We start from the raw sequence: 17,224 nt of genomic DNA, 5'->3' as shown, positions 1-17,224 counted from the left end.
CTTCGGTACCCATTCATCCGATCGTGTGAGGATTGCTCGGTCGAGCTGACGGTGGCCGGGCGGCACCTTTCCCCGGGCCGGACGTACAGTGGCGTGGGCGCGTTTCGCGCCTTACGAGGCTTCTAGGGAGGCGCTTGCCGTGAGTGAGTTGCGGTTCGTCCGTATGGGGTTCGGGACCGGTGCCGTCGACTACCAGGAGGCGTGGGACGAGCAGCGCCGGGTGCACGCCGCCCGCTTCGCGGACGAGATCCCGGACACCTGCCTGCTTCTGGAGCACCCTCCGGTCTACACGGCGGGCCGGCGCACGGCGCCCGAGGAGCGGCCCCTGGACGGCACGCCGGTCATCGACGTGGACCGCGGCGGCAAGATCACCTGGCACGGCCCGGGCCAGCTGGTGGGCTACCCGATCCAGAAGCTCCCGCGCCCGGTGGACGTGGTGGCCCACGTACGGCGTCTGGAGGAGGCCCTGATCCGCACGTGTGCGGAGTTCGGCCTGGAGACGACGCGGGTGGAGGGCCGGAGCGGGGTGTGGGTCCTCGGCGACCCGGTCGACCAGCGCCCCTCCCTGGGCGGCCTCTCCCTGGACTTCGACCCGCGCCTGCACGACGAGGAGTTCGACCCGCGACTCAACGGCCCGGAGTACGCGCCGTCCAACGCGGGGCAGCGGCGGGAGGACCGCAAGATCGCGGCGATCGGGATCCGCGTCGCCAAGGGCGTCACGATGCACGGCTTCGCGCTGAACGTGAACCCGGACAACGCCTGGTTCGACAAGATCATCCCGTGCGGGATCCGGGACGCGGGCGTCACCTCCCTGGCGAGCGAGCTGGGCCGGGACGTGACGATCGAGGAGGTGCTGCCGGTGGTGGAGCGGCACCTGCGGGACGTGCTGGAGAACGCGGAGCTGAAGCCGCGGGAGGTCGAGCGGGCGTCGGCGTGAGGGCCGCCCGGGGGCGAAACAAATCCCGAGCACCGGGCAGGGGAATGCACCCCGAGGCCCCCAGGTTGGCCTTGACGCGGGGGCAGACAACCACGGGCGTACCCTGGTGTACGCCGAAGAATCGAAGCTACAGGGAGCCGACGTGTCCGCAGTCGCACCCGACGGACGCAAGATGCTGCGCCTGGAGGTCCGCAACAGCCAGACCCCCATCGAGCGCAAGCCCGAGTGGATCAAGACCCGGGCGAAAATGGGTCCCGAGTACACGAAGATGCAGAACCTCGTGAAGAGCGAGGGCCTGCACACGGTCTGCCAGGAAGCCGGCTGCCCGAACATCTACGAGTGCTGGGAGGACCGCGAGGCCACCTTCCTCATCGGCGGCGACCAGTGCACCCGCCGCTGCGACTTCTGCCAGATCGACACCGGCAAGCCCGAGGCCCTCGACCGCGACGAACCGCGCCGCGTCGGTGAGTCCGTGGTCACGATGGACCTGAACTACGCCACCATCACCGGCGTCGCACGCGACGACCTGGAGGACGGCGGCGCCTGGCTGTACGCCGAGACCGTGCGGCAGATCCACCAGCAGACGGCGAACCGCGAGGACGGCCGTACGAAGGTCGAGCTCCTCGCCCCCGACTTCAACGCGATCCCCGAGCAGCTCGAGGAGGTCTTCTCCTCCCGCCCCGAGGTCTTCGCCCACAACATCGAGACCGTACCGCGGATCTTCAAGCGCATCCGTCCCGGCTTCCGTTACGAGCGCTCCCTGAAGGTGATCACCGCGGCGCGCGACTACGGCCTGGTGACGAAGTCGAACCTGATCCTCGGCATGGGCGAGACCCGCGAGGAGGTCAGCGAGGCCCTGCGCCACCTGCACGACGCCGGCTGCGAACTGGTCACCATCACCCAGTACCTGCGCCCGAGCGTCCGCCACCACCCCGTGGAGCGCTGGGTGAAGCCGCAGGAGTTCGTGGAGCTCAAGGAGGAGGCCGAGCAGATCGGCTTCTCCGGCGTCATGTCCGGTCCGCTCGTGCGCTCCTCGTACCGCGCCGGGCGGCTCTACCGGATGGCCATAGAACAGCGTCAGGCGGATGCTCCGCAGCAGGGCGGCACATACGTCGCCGCACAGGCCGTCTGACCCGGCCGTCACCCTGGTCCTGGCACCCCGTGCCAGTTTCCGTGTGTGAATCCGCACACAAGCGGCTACCGCCGGGTAGTGGCCGATTGAAGCGGCCCGACCGTCCCCGCAGCTAGCGGGCACGGTCGGGCCGCGTCCGGCTTTTCGTGTTGCGCAGCAAGGCTTCATTGGCGTTTGACCGGTCGGTCACGTCCTGGTAACACCAAACAGTGAGCCTGGCTTTACGCCCGGTAGCACCCAGGCCACGAGCCGCCGACCCGAGGGGAACCTCCACCATGCAGGCCGCACCCGTACGTGCCAACGCGATCCCGTCGTTCACCGATGCACTCCGTGCCATCGAGTCGCTGCTGATGAGCAGCGGCCAGCGGACCGCCCGTCGCAACGCCTGGACCTCCGTCCTGGAGGACCGCCGCCGCGCCAAGGACCGGGTCGAGGCCGAGCGCGTCCTCGAGGCCGCGGCGTCCCGCTCGTAACAGCCGGTCCAGGCAGCGGCGTCCCGCTCGTAGCAGCCGCGCGTCCCGCTGCTCGTGACAGCCACGCGTCCCGCTCAGGGCCCGCCACGCGCCGCCTCCCCGGCGTACCGGAGCGTCCCCACCGCTCCGCACCCTCCGCACCGCTCCACCCCGGCACTGCCGTCGTAGCCGCTTCCCGGGCCACGTAGACTGCGTGGCATGGCGAGGAAGGAACCTGCAGCGGACGCTGCGAACGCCGGGCGACTGAAGCAGATCGCCCTGACCTACAAGATGACCCGCAAGGCCGATCCGAAGATCGGTCTTGTACTCGCGGCTGTCGGAATCATCACCTTCGGTGTCTTCCTCGCGATCGGTTTCTTGATCGGCCACCCCATCTATCTCGGCATTCTGGGCCTCCTGCTCGCCTTCCTGGCGATGGCGATCGTCTTCGGACGCCGGGCCGAGCGCGCCGCCTTCGGCCAGATGGAGGGCCAGCCGGGCGCCGCAGCGGCGGTCCTGGACAACATCGGCCGCGGCTGGACCACCACCCCGGCGGTCGCGATGAACCGCAACCAGGACGTGGTGCACCGCGCGGTCGGCAAGGCCGGCATCGTCCTGGTCGCCGAGGGCAACCCGAACCGGGTCAAGAGCCTGCTCGCCGCCGAGAAGAAGAAGATGGCGCGCATCGTCGCGGACGTGCCGGTGCACGACCTGGTCGTGGGCACCGGTGAGGGTCAGGTCGAACTGAAGAAGCTGCGCACGACGATGCTGAAGTTCCCGCGGGTGCTCACCGGTCCCCAGGTGACCGCCACGAACGACCGGCTGCGGGCCCTCGGTGATCTGATGAGCAACATGCCGCTGCCGAAGGGGCCCCTGCCGAAGGGGATGCGGATGCCGCGAGGTGGCCCGAAGGGCCGATGAGCCGACAAGCCCGGACCGCTCCGATCGGCCGTCCTGAGACGTCTGTCTCGGACGGCCGATCGGCGTTCTGGGCCGGCAGACACCTCAGAGCCTGACCTCGACCGTCCCCGCCATCCGGTCGTGCAGCCCCCTGCCGTCCCGGTCCCAGACCAGCGGCGGAACGGCCAGGCACAGCAGCAGCGTGCGCAGCACCGCGCGCAGGGGCGAGACCCGGCCCGTGCCCAGGGCCACCACCCGCAGCCCGAAGAGGCGCTTGCCGGGGGTGAAGCCGATCGTGCCGACCGTGAGGACGCCGAGCACGAAGAAGACGAGCAGCGCCCAGTTGCTCGTGGCCGGCTCGTAGCCGTGGGTGATCAAACCGTATGCGATCAAGACGCACAGGCCCCAGTCGACGGCGAGGGCGCCGAGGCGCCTGCCCGGGCGGGCGATCGAGCCCGGCCCCTGCTCCGGCAGACCGAGCTGCTCTCCGCGGTATCCGAGGTCCGCCCCGGCTTCTTCCATGGCCGCGCGGGGACCGGAGAGCCACGAGCCGATTGCTTGCCTGTTGTCCACCCGTCCACGGTATCGCTCCCGATTCGGCGGCCCGGGGGCCGGGTCACGGAGGCGCGAGCTGGTTAACCTGGGAGAAACAAATGGGTCACGCCTGAGAAACCGCCCGTCCCTATGGTCGGCTGCAGCGTGTGCCACCGCACTGGCCGCACGAACGAACTACCACCCCGGCACGGACGGTCGGGAGTAGGAGGAGCTGGATGTTCCAGAACGCCGACGAGGCCAAGAAGTTCATCGCGGACGAGGACGTCAAGTTCATCGACGTCCGCTTCTGCGACCTGCCGGGCGTGATGCAGCACTTCACGGTGCCGGTCGAGGCGTTCGACCCGGACGACGAGCTCGCCTTCGACGGATCCTCGATCCGTGGCTTCCAGGCCATTCACGAGTCCGACATGGCGCTGCGCGCCGACCTGTCGACCGCTCGCGTCGACCCGTTCCGCCGGGACAAGACGCTCAACATCAACTTCTTCATCCACGACCCGATCACGGGCGAGCAGTACTCCCGTGACCCGCGGAACGTGGCGAAGAAGGCCGAGGCCTACCTCGCCTCCACCGGGATCGCCGACACGGCGTACTTCGGTCCCGAGGCCGAGTTCTACGTCTTCGACAGCGTCCGCTTCGCCACCAGCGCGAACGAGTCCTTCTACCACATCGACTCCGAGGCGGGTGCCTGGAACACCGGCGCCCTCGAGGACAACCGTGGTTACAAGGTCCGCTACAAGGGCGGCTACTTCCCGGTCCCGCCGGTCGACCACTTCGCCGACCTGCGCGCCGAGATCTCCCTGGAGCTGGAGAAGGCCGGTCTGAAGGTCGAGCGCCAGCACCACGAGGTGGGCACCGCCGGCCAGGCCGAGATCAACTACAAGTTCAACACGCTGCTCTCGGCCGCGGACGACCTGCAGCTGTTCAAGTACATCGTGAAGAACGTCGCCTGGCGCAACGGCAAGACGGCGACCTTCATGCCGAAGCCGATCTTCGGTGACAACGGCTCGGGCATGCACGTGCACCAGTCGCTGTGGAGCAACGGTGACCCGCTGTTCTACGACGAGGCCGGTTACGCGGGCCTGTCGGACACCGCCCGTTACTACATCGGCGGCATCCTCAAGCACGCCCCGTCGCTGCTGGCCTTCACCAACCCGACGGTGAACTCGTACCACCGCCTGGTACCGGGCTTCGAGGCCCCGGTGAACCTGGTGTACTCGCAGCGCAACCGCTCCGCCGCGATGCGCATCCCGATCACCGGCTCGAACCCGAAGGCCAAGCGCGTCGAGTTCCGCGCCCCGGACTCCTCCGGCAACCCGTACCTGGCCTTCTCGGCGCTGCTGCTGGCCGGTCTGGACGGCATCAAGAACAAGATCGAGCCGGCCGAGCCGATCGACAAGGACCTGTACGAGCTGGCTCCCGAGGAGCACGCGAACGTCCCGCAGGTCCCGACCTCGCTGTCGGCCGTTCTCGACTCTCTCGAGGCCGACCACGAGTTCCTCCTCCAGGGCGACGTCTTCACGTCCGACCTGATCGAGACGTGGATCGACTTCAAGCGCACGAACGAGATCGCCCCGCTCCAGCTGCGTCCGCACCCGCACGAGTTCGAGCTCTACTTCGACGTGTGATATCGCCCCAGGTCAGAGCGGGTAACCGCTCCCCTGGGCCGTATGTGGGCCGTCGGCCGTGTTCTTCCTGTCTGGAAGGGCACGGCCGACGGCCTATTTCCGGCCCGGCCGCCGCTTAGGGCAGCACGTCGCCCTCACAAGGGCCGCCTTCCACGTCGGGTGCGCCGAATCTTAGCTGTCACCTTCCTCACTCTCCTCATAGTCGGAATACTCATGGTCCACATCAAGCGGACCTGCGGTGATGTTCTGCAATTCGCTTCGCCTGAGTTCGATCTGCTCCAGAGCAAACCGGGCCATCACCTTCTTGGTTTCAGCTTCTGCCGCCCTGACCGCAGCCTCAGCCGCTTCAGCATCAGCTTCGGCGCGGCGCGCATTCTCTTGTGCAATAAGACGCTTGGTCTTAGGGATAAGCGCAGCAAGAGCTGGACCAGATTTCAGCGCGGCATAGAATCCCAGGAGAGCCTTGCCCGCATCTACATAATAAGAGTCGAAGGCGCTCAAAAATTCCATAATGAGCGAATGCGTCTCAAGGCGGTAAATTGGGGGCCGCGGTACCCGAACAGCCTTTGATTCAATCTTCTCGACGATGGCGTCGAGGTCCACGCTTGCAGTTTCGAGAGAATTCTCGATGGCCAGCAACAAGAATACGTTGACGTAAATTTCATCGAGATGGATGAAAAATCTGACCCACTGATCTAGCTCAGAGGGATGCCGGAAGGCAGTGAGGCGGAAATTTCTGACCTCGTACTGCGCTGGAAAACCTTGTCCGAAATCTTCCATGCGGTCACCCACCGTGCATTCCTTGCCACCTTGCCATAGATGCGGAGGGAACTACCAAACCATCATTGCCCGATCTACACTCGTGGCCGAACTCACACCTTCCGCGTCATGACGGCCCTGTACCGGACTGCAATGCTCCCCAGACCTGGGACCCTTCCAAGGCGTATAGCCGTATGCCTTGCGCAAATCACGCGATCGGATGGCGACTCCCCGCCATATGGAGCAGCCCTAGAGCGGTGACGCCGCCCCATTCCTAGGTGCGGTTGAGGCTGGAAGAGCTGGGACGCGGAGATCAGCCGACCATGGCCCCGGCGGAAGTCGGGCCAGGTCACCCATCTGAGCTAGTCGACTTGCCGGGACTCGACCAGCGTTTGACCCTAGAGACATGCTAATAGCGGACTCAGCAGACGTGGCGGGGAAAGTTGCCTGGCCAGCAGCCGTCGTCATCTCCGTGATTGTGCTAGCCCTGTGCGCAAGCTCGGCCGTAAGGCACTACATCGAACGAATCGATAAGGTTCAAATCGCGGGCGTTAGCATAGATACGCCCAACCTCGACCAGTGTGCAGCGCGCCTGGAAAGCACCCTCCAAAGGGCAGCCGAGGCCTCTCTTCCGCCACCAACCCTATCTGATATCTCGAAGGCGTCTGTAGACCTTGGGTGGGCGCTCTGCAGCTCTGGGAAGGATCCAAGCGAGTTCAACTTGACATGGGAACACGACCATCCAGTAATCGACTACCAACACAATCGCCCTCGCTCTATCGGCCGCTAGAGGCCTTCAAGCCGCAGGCAAGTCAAGCCGCGCCTCCTGCCGTAAGAACGATGACTCGCTCCTGTGGGCCGTCGACGATGCTCCCCCTGCGTGGAAGGGCACGGCCGACGGCCTGTTTCCGGCCCGCCGCCGCTCAGGACAGCACATCGCCCTCACGAGGGCCGTCGTCCGCGTCGGGCGCGCCGAATGCGGCGTCAATGGCTCGGCGAGCCCGATCCTGGCTGTTCGGCATGAGGTGCGTGTACGTCCGGAGCGTGAATCCCGGATCGGAATGACCGAGGTACTCGGCCAGGGCCTTGATGTTCTCCCCGGAGTCCAGCAGCACCGACGCGTAGTAGTGCCGCAAGGCGTGCATGCCGTGCTCACGCGACGGCTTGAACCGTCCCCCCGGCGCCCGGTCCGGGATGACCCCAGCAGCGATCAGGGCGGGCTTCCACAGGTACATGTTGAAGTAGTTCCTGTTCAGCGCCTTACGCTCCCGCGAGTAGAACAGCAATTTCGCGGTGACGGGCGGGCCGTCCGGGGTCTTCCACGGCAGAGTGACGTCGATAGGGGGCCGGCGGGTGATGTGAGCGGCGAGCGCTTCCGATACCACATTGGGCAGGGGCACGTCTCGCAGCTTGCCGCCCTTGGGCGGAGCGAACACCATCTGCGGGCCGACCAGCTTGACCTGCCGCACGACGTGCACCACTCCTTCGACGAAGTCGACTTCGTCGACGGCAAGCCCGAAGATCTCGCCCTGCCGCAGACCGCACCCGGCGCCGACGTCGACGACCGTCGCGTACTGGCTCGGGAGTCCATCCCGGACGGCGATCACCCGGTCACGCGTCCACGGCTTGACCTTCCGCCGATCCAGCTTGGGGGCTCGCACGGAACCTGCCCGGCAGGGGTTCCGGGCCAGAATGCCGTCGTCCACGGCGGCGCCGAACACAGCGGAGACGTTCGCAAAGACCGTCCGCTGATAGGACGCTGCCATCCCGGAGTCTGCGAGGGCTCGCGCCCACGTACGGATATGGGCGGGTTGGAACGCGGTCAGCGAGCGAGAGCCGATGTAGGGGAAGGCGTGCAGCCGGAACCTCAGCTCCATGTTCACGATGGTGGAAGGGTCCGTGGTCTGGGATGCCAGCCACTGAGTGGCGAACTCCTTGAAGGTCACCTTGCCGGCCGACGGATCGACATACTGGCCACGGGTCATGTCAGCCGCGATCTGCGTCAGCCACGCCTCTGCGAGTCGCTTCTGCTTGTCCGGGAAGGACTTGCTGCGTTCGCTCCCGTCCGGGGCGACGTAGCGGGCCCGGTAGCGCAAGCCGGTCCCGTATCGGTCGGTCTTCACCCTGATCGTCTTGCCATTGGGTGCCGTCTCGGTCTTGTACCAACGGTCCTGGATGTGGCCAGCCATTCGGGGACGTCCTCTCGACATGCAGCAGGGAGAGTCGCTCGCAGCGGCTCTCCCTGCTCTCTGGGTTAGGTTGGCTAGGCGGCGCCCTGGCCGGCGCTCTTGCGCTGCATGACGTAGGCGCGCACGTCAGCCGGGTCGTAGCGCAGGTGCTTGCCGATACGGAAGCCGGGCGGTCCGGTGCGCTTCCTGCGCCACTGGTAGACGGTTTCGAGCGGCACGCCGAACATGTCGGCGATGTCGTCGGGGGTGAGGTACCGGTCCGGGAGGCCGCGTCGGAGGGTCGCGCGGGGATCGGAATCTGTCGGCGTTGCCATAAGGACTCCAAGCGGGGAGGGGCATGGCCGCGTCTGTCCGAGGTGGGGATTTCTGCGTCACCCGCGTCATCTGCGTCATTCACGCTTCTGACCTGCGGCTTCGAGGTGACGCAGGGCTTGGAGGGTGCGTCATCGGTGACGCAGACCTTCGTCAACGGGTGACGCAGGTGACGCAGGGTGACGCAGAAATGGGCCGTTTGCGTCACCGCCGTTTCAGCAGGTCATAGACCGTTTTCGGGGTGTGGTTGACGCAGGTGACGCAGTCTCTCTCTACTTCGGACAAGAGAGGGCTGATGTCTGTTGTGTTGCGCGGCTCAGAGAGTGAAGAACGGGCCGCTTCGCGGCGCGACCTCTCAGGGCGGCTGGCGCCGCCGAACAGCAAGAGGAGCACGCCGCGCGGGGGTGCTCCTCTTGCTTGTGCGGTGGTCGTGGTGCCGCGCGGTCAGAAGGCCGCTGCCTGCTCGTGCGGGGGCGGCGGGGAGGACGGCCGCGCGATCTCGATGAAGCGGGACGTCTTGGTACGGCCCCAGTCGATGAGGACGCCCCGAGCGGCGAGGGTGGGCTGAAGCCGCTTGAGACGGTCGGAGAGCACCTTGCCCGTAGTCGGCCACCCCTTGGGCAGGGGACGGCTCTCCTCGCCGCTGTAGAGGCCCGTGAGGCAGTGCAGCCACTCGGCTGACGTCATCCGCTGCTCGGTGCCCGGGTCGATGCTTGCGGCGTGCTTCAGCACCGTCTGCGCCAGCAGGTCGCCCTCGATGACGTCGTCGTTGAGGTCGTCCAGGCTCGCCCGGTAGGCGCCCAGCGCCCCCAGACCGGTCGCCGCATCGAGCTGAGCACACAGGTGGGCGAAGTCGGCCATGCGGAGGTCCGTCGGGATATCCGCCTGTGCTGCGCGGACCTTGACCGTGAGGTCGAGCAGGGACCCAAGGATGACCGGCAGCGCCTCGGCGTACTCGGCCCACAGTTCCGCTTCCGTGCGCCGGACCTTGGGCCGCTCCAGCCGCAGGGGCAGGAGCCGTTCGGCGAGGTCGGGCTTGATGATGCCCACGTCGATGCCGGTCAGGAGCAGGGGGCGTCGGTAGCCGATGCGGAAGACGTCCCCGTCGGTGAACAGGGCGCGTTTGACGTCCTCGGCGCCGGTGACGATGCGGCACATGGCGTCGGACAGGTCCGGGGTCATGTGGGAGAGGTTGTCCAGGGCGGTGACCCATCCGGCCGCGACGGTCGTGGTCAGGTTCTCTTCGTCCTTCGGTGCGCGGCGCAGGTCCCCACTCATGCCCTCGACGACGCGCACGAGCATCCGGCCGCCGGTGGACTTGCCAGCGCCCTGCGGACCGGTGAGGAACGGAGCGGGGACGGGCACGGACGGCTCCAGGCAGCCGATCAGCCAGGCGATAGCCAGGCACTCGGTCTCCGCGTTGGCGAAGTTGCACAGGCGCAGCAGGAGGTCGATGCCCTTGCCGTTGGTGTCCTTGGCCGGCAGGGGCAGTTCCCCCGTGAGTTGGGTCCGGCGCCAGCACACCTCGCGCGGGTCGGGAACGGCGATGTCCCAGCCGGTGGCGTGGATGCGGACGGACTGCCCGTCGTCGCGGCCCAGGTCCAGCCACGTCGCCCCGTCGAATCCGGGGGCGACGCGGATGTGGACGGACTGCACGTCCGCGCTCAGCGCGAGCGCTTCGATCAAGTCCAACGCCTCCTTGAGCGCGGTCCCGTTGAACACGCCCAGGCCGTCCTTGAACAGGCCGACCATGAGTTCCTGGCGGTGGCTGCCGGTCGTGCCCTGGGAGCGCATAGGGCGGGCCACGGGGTGGCCGTTCCTCTGCGCGTACACGGTCCCATCGGCGGTGCGGAAGTACCGGAAGTGCGCCTGCGCGTAGTCGGTGATGACCTCGCGGGCGGGGTTCTTCTCGTCGTCGGACATGGTCACAGTTCCAACCTCGTGCGGGCGTTGTTCCATGCGTCGGTGCAGTGCCGGGGCGATTCCCCCTTGGCCTGCGCGGCGGTGAACAGCCGGGCGACGTGGGCGTCGGTGAGGCAGCCGCACCGGCCGTGCGTGGACAGCACGGCGAGGAACGTCCGGTAGACCGTGGCATGAATCGCGCTGCGGGCCTCAGTGATGCGCTGCTCGGCCATGGCGATGCCCCGTTCCAGGTAGGAGGGCGTGCGGTGACGGCACTCCCCCTCCCCGGCCGATGCGGGCACGGTGATGGCCTGCGGCGCCGGCCGGACGGTGGAGGGCTTCTGCACGGCGAGCGCGCGCACGACCTCCGGCAACGCCGTGATGGTGCCGGTGCCGGGGCCGCGCCACCGGGCGTAGGCCATCGTGGACTTGATGTCGACGCCATCTCGGACGGCGTTCACGGAGCGCATGGTGCCTCGGTAGATCCAGTGTTCGCCGCGCGTCGTCGGCACGACCCGGGTTGCCGGCAGGGTGGCGCGGGCCCATGCGACGGACGCCGCGTTGTCGAGGTCGACCACGGTCAGCCCGGCTCCGCCGGGGTGGTAGCCGACGGCTACGGCTTGTCGCCATGTCGGGGTCCACGCGGGGGAGGTGATCAGGCGGGGGTCGGCGGTGGCGGCGGCCCATGCATGGCAGGGGGCGGGGCACTGGCAGGGGCCCGCGCTCTTCATGTTCGGCCGGCCGCCGCACGCGTTGTCAGCGCACGCGCGGCAGTTCCCAAACGGCACCTTGCCGTGCCGCAGGGGGAGCACCGGGACGCCGGCCGCAGCGAGGTGCAACGCGGTGCACAAGTGCTTGGGATGGGTGGTCATGCTGCGGACCTCCCATCGAGTCGTACGGGGATGTGCGCGCCCAAGAGCAGGCCGTAGGCATGGTGGGCTTGGCGGGGCACGACGCCGTTACCGAGGATCTTGAGCTGTTCCTTGCGGGGGATGCCGGGAACGGCGGTGACCCACCCTGCCGGGAGGCCCATGAGCCATTCCACGAACACGGGCGACAGACGGCGATTGCCGCGCGTTCCAGGTTCCGTGGGCCACGGCGCGGCGCGTCCGGTGATGCGCTCCCAGCGGCGGATGGCGGGCCCGTAGTCGGTGCCGTCACTGGCCACCCACCGGTCATCGAGCCGTACGGCTTGGCCGGGCAGGTAGTACCTGCCGGACGCGTCGCGCTGGTTCGGCCCGCCGTGCGGCCCGTCCGATGCCTTCGGTGTGGGCAGCAGGTTGACGACCACTTCGTTCAACGGCCGTGCGTTCCTGCTCAGCAGGTTCGAGGCGCCCGACTTCCAATCCCGCGCGGCCGGGGTGGGCAGCAGGCTCACGCTTCCGGCCGTGCTGGCAGACGTGTGACGGCGGTGCGCAGGTTCATCCCGCCTCGCCGTTTCGGGGAGGTACCGGGGCCGCCAGTACCGTCCGAGGTGGTGGGGGTCGGCATCAGCGGGATGGGCGATTGCGAACCAGCGGTCGCGCGGGTGCGGGGCTCCGACTTCGGGGTCACCAGCTCGTAGACATGTCCACCGCGCGTCATACCCGATCGCGGCCAGGTCCGCGGCGACGACGTCCAGCCCCCGCGAGCGGAGCGCCGCCACGTTTTCCAGGAAGATGATGCGCGGTCGAAGGTGGCCCACAGCCTCAGCGACGTTTTTCCACACGCGCGACCACTGGCCATTGATCCCGTCCCTTCGTCCGGCGTTGGAGATGTTGCGGCAGGGGAAACCGGCGCCAATCACGTCCGGCCGGTACAGGTCGCGGACCTGTTCCCAGTCCAGGGCGGTGATGTCCCCGAGGTTGGGCGCCGCGGGGTGGTGGGCGGCGAACACGGCTGCGGCGTACGGGTCATTCTCGGCGTACGCGGCGACCTGGCCGCCGAGCCCGGCACGGATCGCGGCTTCCAGTCCGCCGTAGCCGGCGCACAGCGCCAGAATCGTCGGGGGCGAACCCGGGGCTCGCCGGATGTCGGTGGGTTGAGTCATGCTGTGAGATCTCCAGTTCTGCGTAAGGGAGCTGGACATGGGGCAGCCGCGGTCTTTGGCGAGAGGGCGGCTGCCCCGGCAAGTGCGCTTGGGGGAGGGCTCTGTGACGAATGCTTGGCTGATGCTGGCCGTGGGCGATAACCGGCGGCAGCACGAAGGAAACGACGGGTATGACGACAACCCGCGTTACCACTACACCTGGGACAGCACCGTTCCCAACCACGCTCGTGTGGCAGTAGGTGACGTAATCGCGCTATGGGACAGCAAAGAGCTGATCGGCGTCTCAGTCATCCACGACATCGACAACGGAAACGAAGAGAAGACGATCTATTTCTGTCCCGAGTGCAAGCGGGCCGGTTTCAAGCGTCGCCGTCGACTGACACCGGCATACCGGTGCTATCAATGCGAAGCCCTGTTCGACACCCCGGAGCAGAAGACGAAGACCGTGACGACCTACCGGTCACACCACGGCAGGAGCTGGGTCAGGGGCCAAGGCCTGCTGACCGGTGATGAACTCCGTACTCTGTGTGACTCGCCTTCTTCCCAGCTGAGCATCCGGCCCCTTCGATGGGAGAAGCTGCGCGACGCCCTTTTCGAACTCGCCGGCGAGGAACTGCCGCTGGAGCTGGAAGACGAAGAGCGGGTTCCTCTCCCCGGGGGCCACAAGGTCTCCAAAGTTCGGGTACGTGTGGGACAGGGCGCGTTCCGTCACCGTCTATTGAATGAGCAGGGAGAACAGTGCGCTATGACCGGTCCGGCTCCCGAAGCTGTGCTTGAGGCTGCTCACCTCTACAGCTATGCGGAATCCGGCGAGCACCACGACTACGGCGGCCTGCTGTTGCGGCGGGACATCCACAGGCTCTTCGACCTCGGCCAGATCGCCGTGGAACCGGGAACCGGGCTGATCGATGTAGCTCCAAGCCTTCGCGTCTATCCGCTCTACGCGCAGCTCCACGGTCAGCCATTGGCCGTGCAACTGCGGCCCGAGCATCGTGTATGGCTCGAAGCCCACTGGCTCAGCAAGCGTGCCGCTGTGTAACGGCCTAGCCGTGGAAGTGGTTGCGCTTGAAGATGGCTTTGCGGATGTTGACCGTGGTGCCGCCGCGGTGGCCGCTCGCGGTGAAGACCTGAACGGCGATCCAGCCGCCGAAGATGACGGCGGCGAGGATGACGAGCTGGTGGACGAAGGCGGCGAGCGTGGCGATGAACGTGGTCAGCAGGACCAGCCCGCCGCACACCGCGCCGAACCCGATGCCCCCGAGGGCGATGTTCACGGCCGTGCGGGAGACAGCCGGTTTGGTCGCGACGGGTTCAGGCTTGGCGGGGTCGAGGGTGTAGCCGGTGACGACGCGGCCGTCCGGCAGGACCACGCTCGCCACCGTCGGCAGCATGCTGGGCTGTACGGGCACGAGTGGCGCAGTGTGGGTCAGTGGGGCGAGCGGCGTGGGCTGGTGGACTTCCACGGCCGCCGCGTCACGGCGGCGGTGGTGGGGCGTGATGGGCTCGTGCATGACGGAGCCTCCTTGTCAGGTGCCGAGGGATGCGAGGAAGTGGGCGAAGGCGCGGACCAGGTCGCGGATGGGGCCTGCGGCGCCGGTGGTGGCGGCGTAGAACCCGAACAGGAACACCAGGACGGCGGCGCCTGCGCCGGTCGATTTGGTCTTGATGGCGACCAGGGCGGCGATGCCGAACAGCAGGACGGCGGAGACGGTCACGGTCATCGGGCCGCCTCCTGCGAGCGGGGCCGCTCGCTGCTGGCGCGGTAGGTGCGCAGCCATCGGTTGTAGAGCCAGCGGCCGATGCGTATGCGCTTGCCGGTGGCGTGGCAGCGGTGGCAGTCCTTGCCGCGCTTGGGTCGTCCCTTGCGGTCGGTCTTGAGTGCGTGGCCCATGCCGCGGCACTTGCGGCAGTTGCCGAACGGCGAGACCGCACACAGCCCGACGTAACCGATAGTGACGACTATCAGGCTGGCGATAGCGGCGAGAACGGGGGTCATGAAGAGCCCTCCGGGCAGGTTTCCAGGGGTTTCCGCTGGTGGAGTGCTATGCGCTAGTGCGCAGATGGGGGCGTATTTGGGTCGCTAGCGGGGGTGCTACCGGTAGCAGGTGTGGGTGCTACCGGTAGCACCCTTCCGGGGCTATGCGGCGCCAGGATTTTCGTTACGCTCCGCGACCGCCTTCATGAGGTCGGCGCGGACGATGCCCCGGCGGGTGGTGCGGTTGCCCTCGTCGGTCGTCCCGGCCACGTCGCGGGTCTTGATGCCGTGAGGCTTGAGCGCGGACGTGACGTTCTCGCCCCTCCAGCCGCCGTAGACGTCCGGGCGCAGTTCGGCGAGGCGGGCCGCGATCCGCTCGTTCCACACCCGCTCCTCCGACTCGGCCACGACGGCGGCGATGTCGGCGAGCAGGTCATACGACGGGCCCGTGACCTGCTCGGGAGTCTCCCCGAGCGCGTAGCCGGACAACAGCCCGGCCTTCTCGCGGGCCTTGCGGGCGCGGGCGGCGATCGCGTCGGCGCCGGGGGCGTCGACGTAGACGGAGGAGACGATGCGGGCATCGGCGCCTTCACCGACGAAGTAGTGAATGCCCTTGTCGCCCCAGGCGAACATCGTGGCGCGGACGCCGCGCTTGTAGGCGGAGGTGCCGAGGACCATGTCGTTCTCGGTCTGGCCCATGACCTTCAGGCACCAGCGGGCCGACGCGTTCGCGCTGATTCCGGTGGGCAGGGACTTGGCGTCCGGGCGCTGGGTGGCCAGTAGGACCACGATCCCGGTGGCGGGACCGCGCTTGACCAGGTCCGTGATGATCTCCTCGAACTCCTTGCCGTGGTCGGCGTGCTCGAACAGCACTTGGCACTCGTCGACGCCGACCACGATGGGGTGCAGACCGAGGGAGCGCTTGTCGGCGAGCTGGCTGGTCACCTTGTTCTCGGGGCAGATGTCGCGGGGCAGGGACCGGATGACCTTGACGCGGCGGCGCAGTTCTTCGCGCAAGGCGCGGAAGTCGGCGAGCGCGTACAGGATCGACTCGTCGTCGTCGCCGGCGGCGTGCCGGTGGGCGACGGCGTTGCCGACCGGGTCAAGGTCGCCGGTTCCCTTCATGTCGTAGCTGTGCACCTCCGCCCGGGGGTCGAGGGCGGCGATGAGCAGCAGCAGGCGCAGGAGGAAGGTCTTGCCCATGCGCGGGATGGCGCCGATGACGCCCGCGATGTACATGAGCGTGATCTCCACCCAGCGTCCGCGCTGGTCGGTGCCGAACGCGACGGGCTTGAACAGGTCGACCGTGCCGGACTTGGCCAGCGGCCATGCGGGCTTCTTGGCCTTGTTCATGTCCTGGTCGCCCACCCACAGCACCAGGTGCCCGGTGTGCTCGTCGGGCACGGCTTCGGGCCACACGCACCCCAGCGGGCGGCGCAGGCCGGACGCGAGCCGTTCCCGGCGCTCGATGATGTCGGTCACCGTGACGCCGTAGGGGAGGTTGCCCTCCGCGCGCCATCCGGGGCCGTCGCGGGTGATCGGGGCGGTGAACTCGAACCCGTCCCGCCCCTTGCCCTGCGCCTGATTGATCGCCGGGATACCCAGCGAGCCGAGCGCGCGGAGCACGATATCGCTGGTCAGCTTGGTCGCCTTGGGCAGTTCCACCGCCCGGTGGATGACCGGGGCATCGGCCTTGCGGCCGGCGTAGCCGAGGGCGAGCACGACCGCGCTGACGGAGAGGGCCTGAAGCCAGTCGGGGGCCAGGACGTAGATGGCCAGTGCCGACCCGAGCCCGACGAACATCGCCAGCACCGCGACCAGCGTGCGCAGCCGGACGCGGTGGTCGCGCTTGTGCGACAGCTTCAGGTACATCGCCGCGTCTTCCCGCTCCACCACCGCGCGGCGCACCGGCGCCCCCTCGGCGTCGGTCACCCACCGCACCGTGCCGCCGACGAACTTCGCGGCACCGGACGGCGCCTGAAGGGCGAGCCGGGCGGCGTAGACAGGGGAGCGCAGCGCGTGGTACCCGGCGGCGTGCGCGTAGTGGCGCGCCACCCACGCGGACGCGGTCCGCAGCTCCGCGAGCGAGCGCAGCCACACCGGAAGGACCGGGCGCCGTGCGGCGCCTTGGAGCCGACCGAGGTAGCCCGGACCGGTCGCGACCGGGACCGACTGGTCGACCATCACACGGGCGGTCGGGTCGCCCGACTCCTCGCCCGACCGTCCGGCGTCGGAGTCGGCCGACCCGCTACGGGCCGACCGCGCCTTGTCCAGGTCGACTACTTCCGCCCCGGAGTCGGGGTGGACATCGGTGGCCATCTCGGCTTCCAGTCGGTTGAACAGCTCGTTCTCATCGTCGGGGTGCTTCACTGAAGGTTCCTTCCAGTGGGAGGAAGGGCGGGGCCTGCCCGGCGCTGTAGGAGGTGAGCGGACGGGCCCCGCCGGGGTAATCGGGGA

The 17,224-nt window shown here is 68.0% G+C and carries 17 protein-coding genes; 6 read left to right on the top strand and 11 right to left on the bottom strand.

Annotated features, from left to right (window positions below; genetic code table 11):
• Positions 1-139 precede the first annotated feature (139 nt).
• The 4 genes from lipB (at position 140) to ACZ7L1_RS02825 (ending at position 3,442) form a co-directional block, all read left to right on the top strand.
• Complete coding sequence (lipB, locus tag ACZ7L1_RS02840; RefSeq protein WP_471433632.1) at positions 140-937, top strand: lipoyl(octanoyl) transferase LipB; 798 nt, start codon at positions 140-142, stop codon at positions 935-937.
• 142 nt (positions 938-1,079) lie between these two features.
• Entirely contained in the window at positions 1,080-2,069 is a 990-nt protein-coding gene (gene lipA / locus ACZ7L1_RS02835; protein ID WP_471433630.1) for a lipoyl synthase, read from the top strand.
• A 275-nt stretch (positions 2,070-2,344) separates the two neighbouring features.
• Positions 2,345-2,542: an SCO2195 family GlnR-regulated protein gene (locus ACZ7L1_RS02830; RefSeq protein ID WP_446790043.1), complete on the top strand. Its 198-nt coding sequence runs from the start codon at positions 2,345-2,347 to the stop codon at positions 2,540-2,542.
• 198 nt (positions 2,543-2,740) lie between these two features.
• Complete coding sequence (locus tag ACZ7L1_RS02825) at positions 2,741-3,442, top strand: DUF4191 domain-containing protein (RefSeq protein ID WP_471433628.1); 702 nt, start codon at positions 2,741-2,743, stop codon at positions 3,440-3,442.
• A gap of 84 nt (positions 3,443-3,526) precedes the next feature.
• Here ACZ7L1_RS02825 and ACZ7L1_RS02820 read toward each other — a convergent pair whose 3' ends face one another.
• Positions 3,527-3,994: an RDD family protein gene (locus tag ACZ7L1_RS02820; protein ID WP_471433626.1), complete on the bottom strand. Its 468-nt coding sequence runs from the start codon at positions 3,992-3,994 to the stop codon at positions 3,527-3,529.
• A 197-nt stretch (positions 3,995-4,191) separates the two neighbouring features.
• Here ACZ7L1_RS02820 and glnA point away from each other — a divergent pair, with 197 nt between their 5' ends.
• On the top strand, positions 4,192-5,601 hold the full coding sequence (gene glnA, locus ACZ7L1_RS02815) for a type I glutamate--ammonia ligase (RefSeq protein WP_471433624.1): 1,410 nt from the start codon (positions 4,192-4,194) through the stop codon (positions 5,599-5,601).
• A gap of 171 nt (positions 5,602-5,772) precedes the next feature.
• On the opposite strand, the gene ACZ7L1_RS02810 is transcribed toward glnA, so the two are convergent.
• From ACZ7L1_RS02810 to ACZ7L1_RS02785, 6 genes are all read right to left on the bottom strand, one after another.
• Positions 5,773-6,393, bottom strand: coding sequence for a hypothetical protein (locus tag ACZ7L1_RS02810; protein WP_471433622.1), 621 nt, complete (start codon positions 6,391-6,393; stop codon positions 5,773-5,775).
• Positions 6,394-7,283: 890 nt separating this feature from the next.
• Positions 7,284-8,549 (bottom strand): tyrosine-type recombinase/integrase, encoded by a 1,266-nt coding sequence (locus ACZ7L1_RS02805; RefSeq protein WP_471433620.1) that lies wholly within the window; start codon positions 8,547-8,549, stop codon positions 7,284-7,286.
• A gap of 74 nt (positions 8,550-8,623) precedes the next feature.
• Complete coding sequence (locus ACZ7L1_RS02800; RefSeq protein WP_471433618.1) at positions 8,624-8,863, bottom strand: helix-turn-helix domain-containing protein; 240 nt, start codon at positions 8,861-8,863, stop codon at positions 8,624-8,626.
• A 442-nt stretch (positions 8,864-9,305) separates the two neighbouring features.
• Complete coding sequence (locus ACZ7L1_RS02795; protein WP_471433616.1) at positions 9,306-10,784, bottom strand: ATP-binding protein; 1,479 nt, start codon at positions 10,782-10,784, stop codon at positions 9,306-9,308.
• A 2-nt stretch (positions 10,785-10,786) separates the two neighbouring features.
• The gene (locus ACZ7L1_RS02790) at positions 10,787-11,635 is read right to left on the bottom strand and encodes a bifunctional DNA primase/polymerase (RefSeq protein ID WP_471433615.1); all 849 of its coding nucleotides are present in this window, start codon (positions 11,633-11,635) and stop codon (positions 10,787-10,789) included.
• A complete protein-coding gene (locus ACZ7L1_RS02785) occupies positions 11,632-12,792 on the bottom strand; it encodes a DNA cytosine methyltransferase (RefSeq protein WP_471433613.1) in 1,161 nt (386 codons plus the stop codon). Before ACZ7L1_RS02785 ends, ACZ7L1_RS02790 begins: the two co-directional genes overlap by 4 nt.
• 103 nt (positions 12,793-12,895) lie before the next feature.
• Here ACZ7L1_RS02785 and ACZ7L1_RS02780 point away from each other — a divergent pair, with 103 nt between their 5' ends.
• Complete coding sequence (locus ACZ7L1_RS02780; protein ID WP_471433611.1) at positions 12,896-13,831, top strand: HNH endonuclease; 936 nt, start codon at positions 12,896-12,898, stop codon at positions 13,829-13,831.
• A gap of 4 nt (positions 13,832-13,835) precedes the next feature.
• On the opposite strand, the gene ACZ7L1_RS02775 is transcribed toward ACZ7L1_RS02780, so the two are convergent.
• From ACZ7L1_RS02775 to ACZ7L1_RS02760, 4 genes are all read right to left on the bottom strand, one after another.
• Positions 13,836-14,303 (bottom strand): hypothetical protein, encoded by a 468-nt coding sequence (locus ACZ7L1_RS02775; protein ID WP_471433609.1) that lies wholly within the window; start codon positions 14,301-14,303, stop codon positions 13,836-13,838.
• A gap of 15 nt (positions 14,304-14,318) precedes the next feature.
• The gene (locus ACZ7L1_RS02770) at positions 14,319-14,513 is read right to left on the bottom strand and encodes a hypothetical protein (RefSeq protein ID WP_471433607.1); all 195 of its coding nucleotides are present in this window, start codon (positions 14,511-14,513) and stop codon (positions 14,319-14,321) included.
• Positions 14,510-14,788: a hypothetical protein gene (locus tag ACZ7L1_RS02765; protein ID WP_471433606.1), complete on the bottom strand. Its 279-nt coding sequence runs from the start codon at positions 14,786-14,788 to the stop codon at positions 14,510-14,512. The genes ACZ7L1_RS02770 and ACZ7L1_RS02765 overlap by 4 nt, the downstream gene beginning before the upstream one ends.
• Positions 14,789-14,929: 141 nt before the next feature.
• Positions 14,930-17,137: a cell division protein FtsK gene (locus ACZ7L1_RS02760; RefSeq protein WP_471433604.1), complete on the bottom strand. Its 2,208-nt coding sequence runs from the start codon at positions 17,135-17,137 to the stop codon at positions 14,930-14,932.
• Positions 17,138-17,224 lie beyond the last annotated feature (87 nt).

The sequence above is a fragment of the Streptomyces sp. NPDC107546 genome (assembly GCF_055639175.1).
This window is presented reverse-complemented; position numbering and strand designations above follow the sequence as displayed.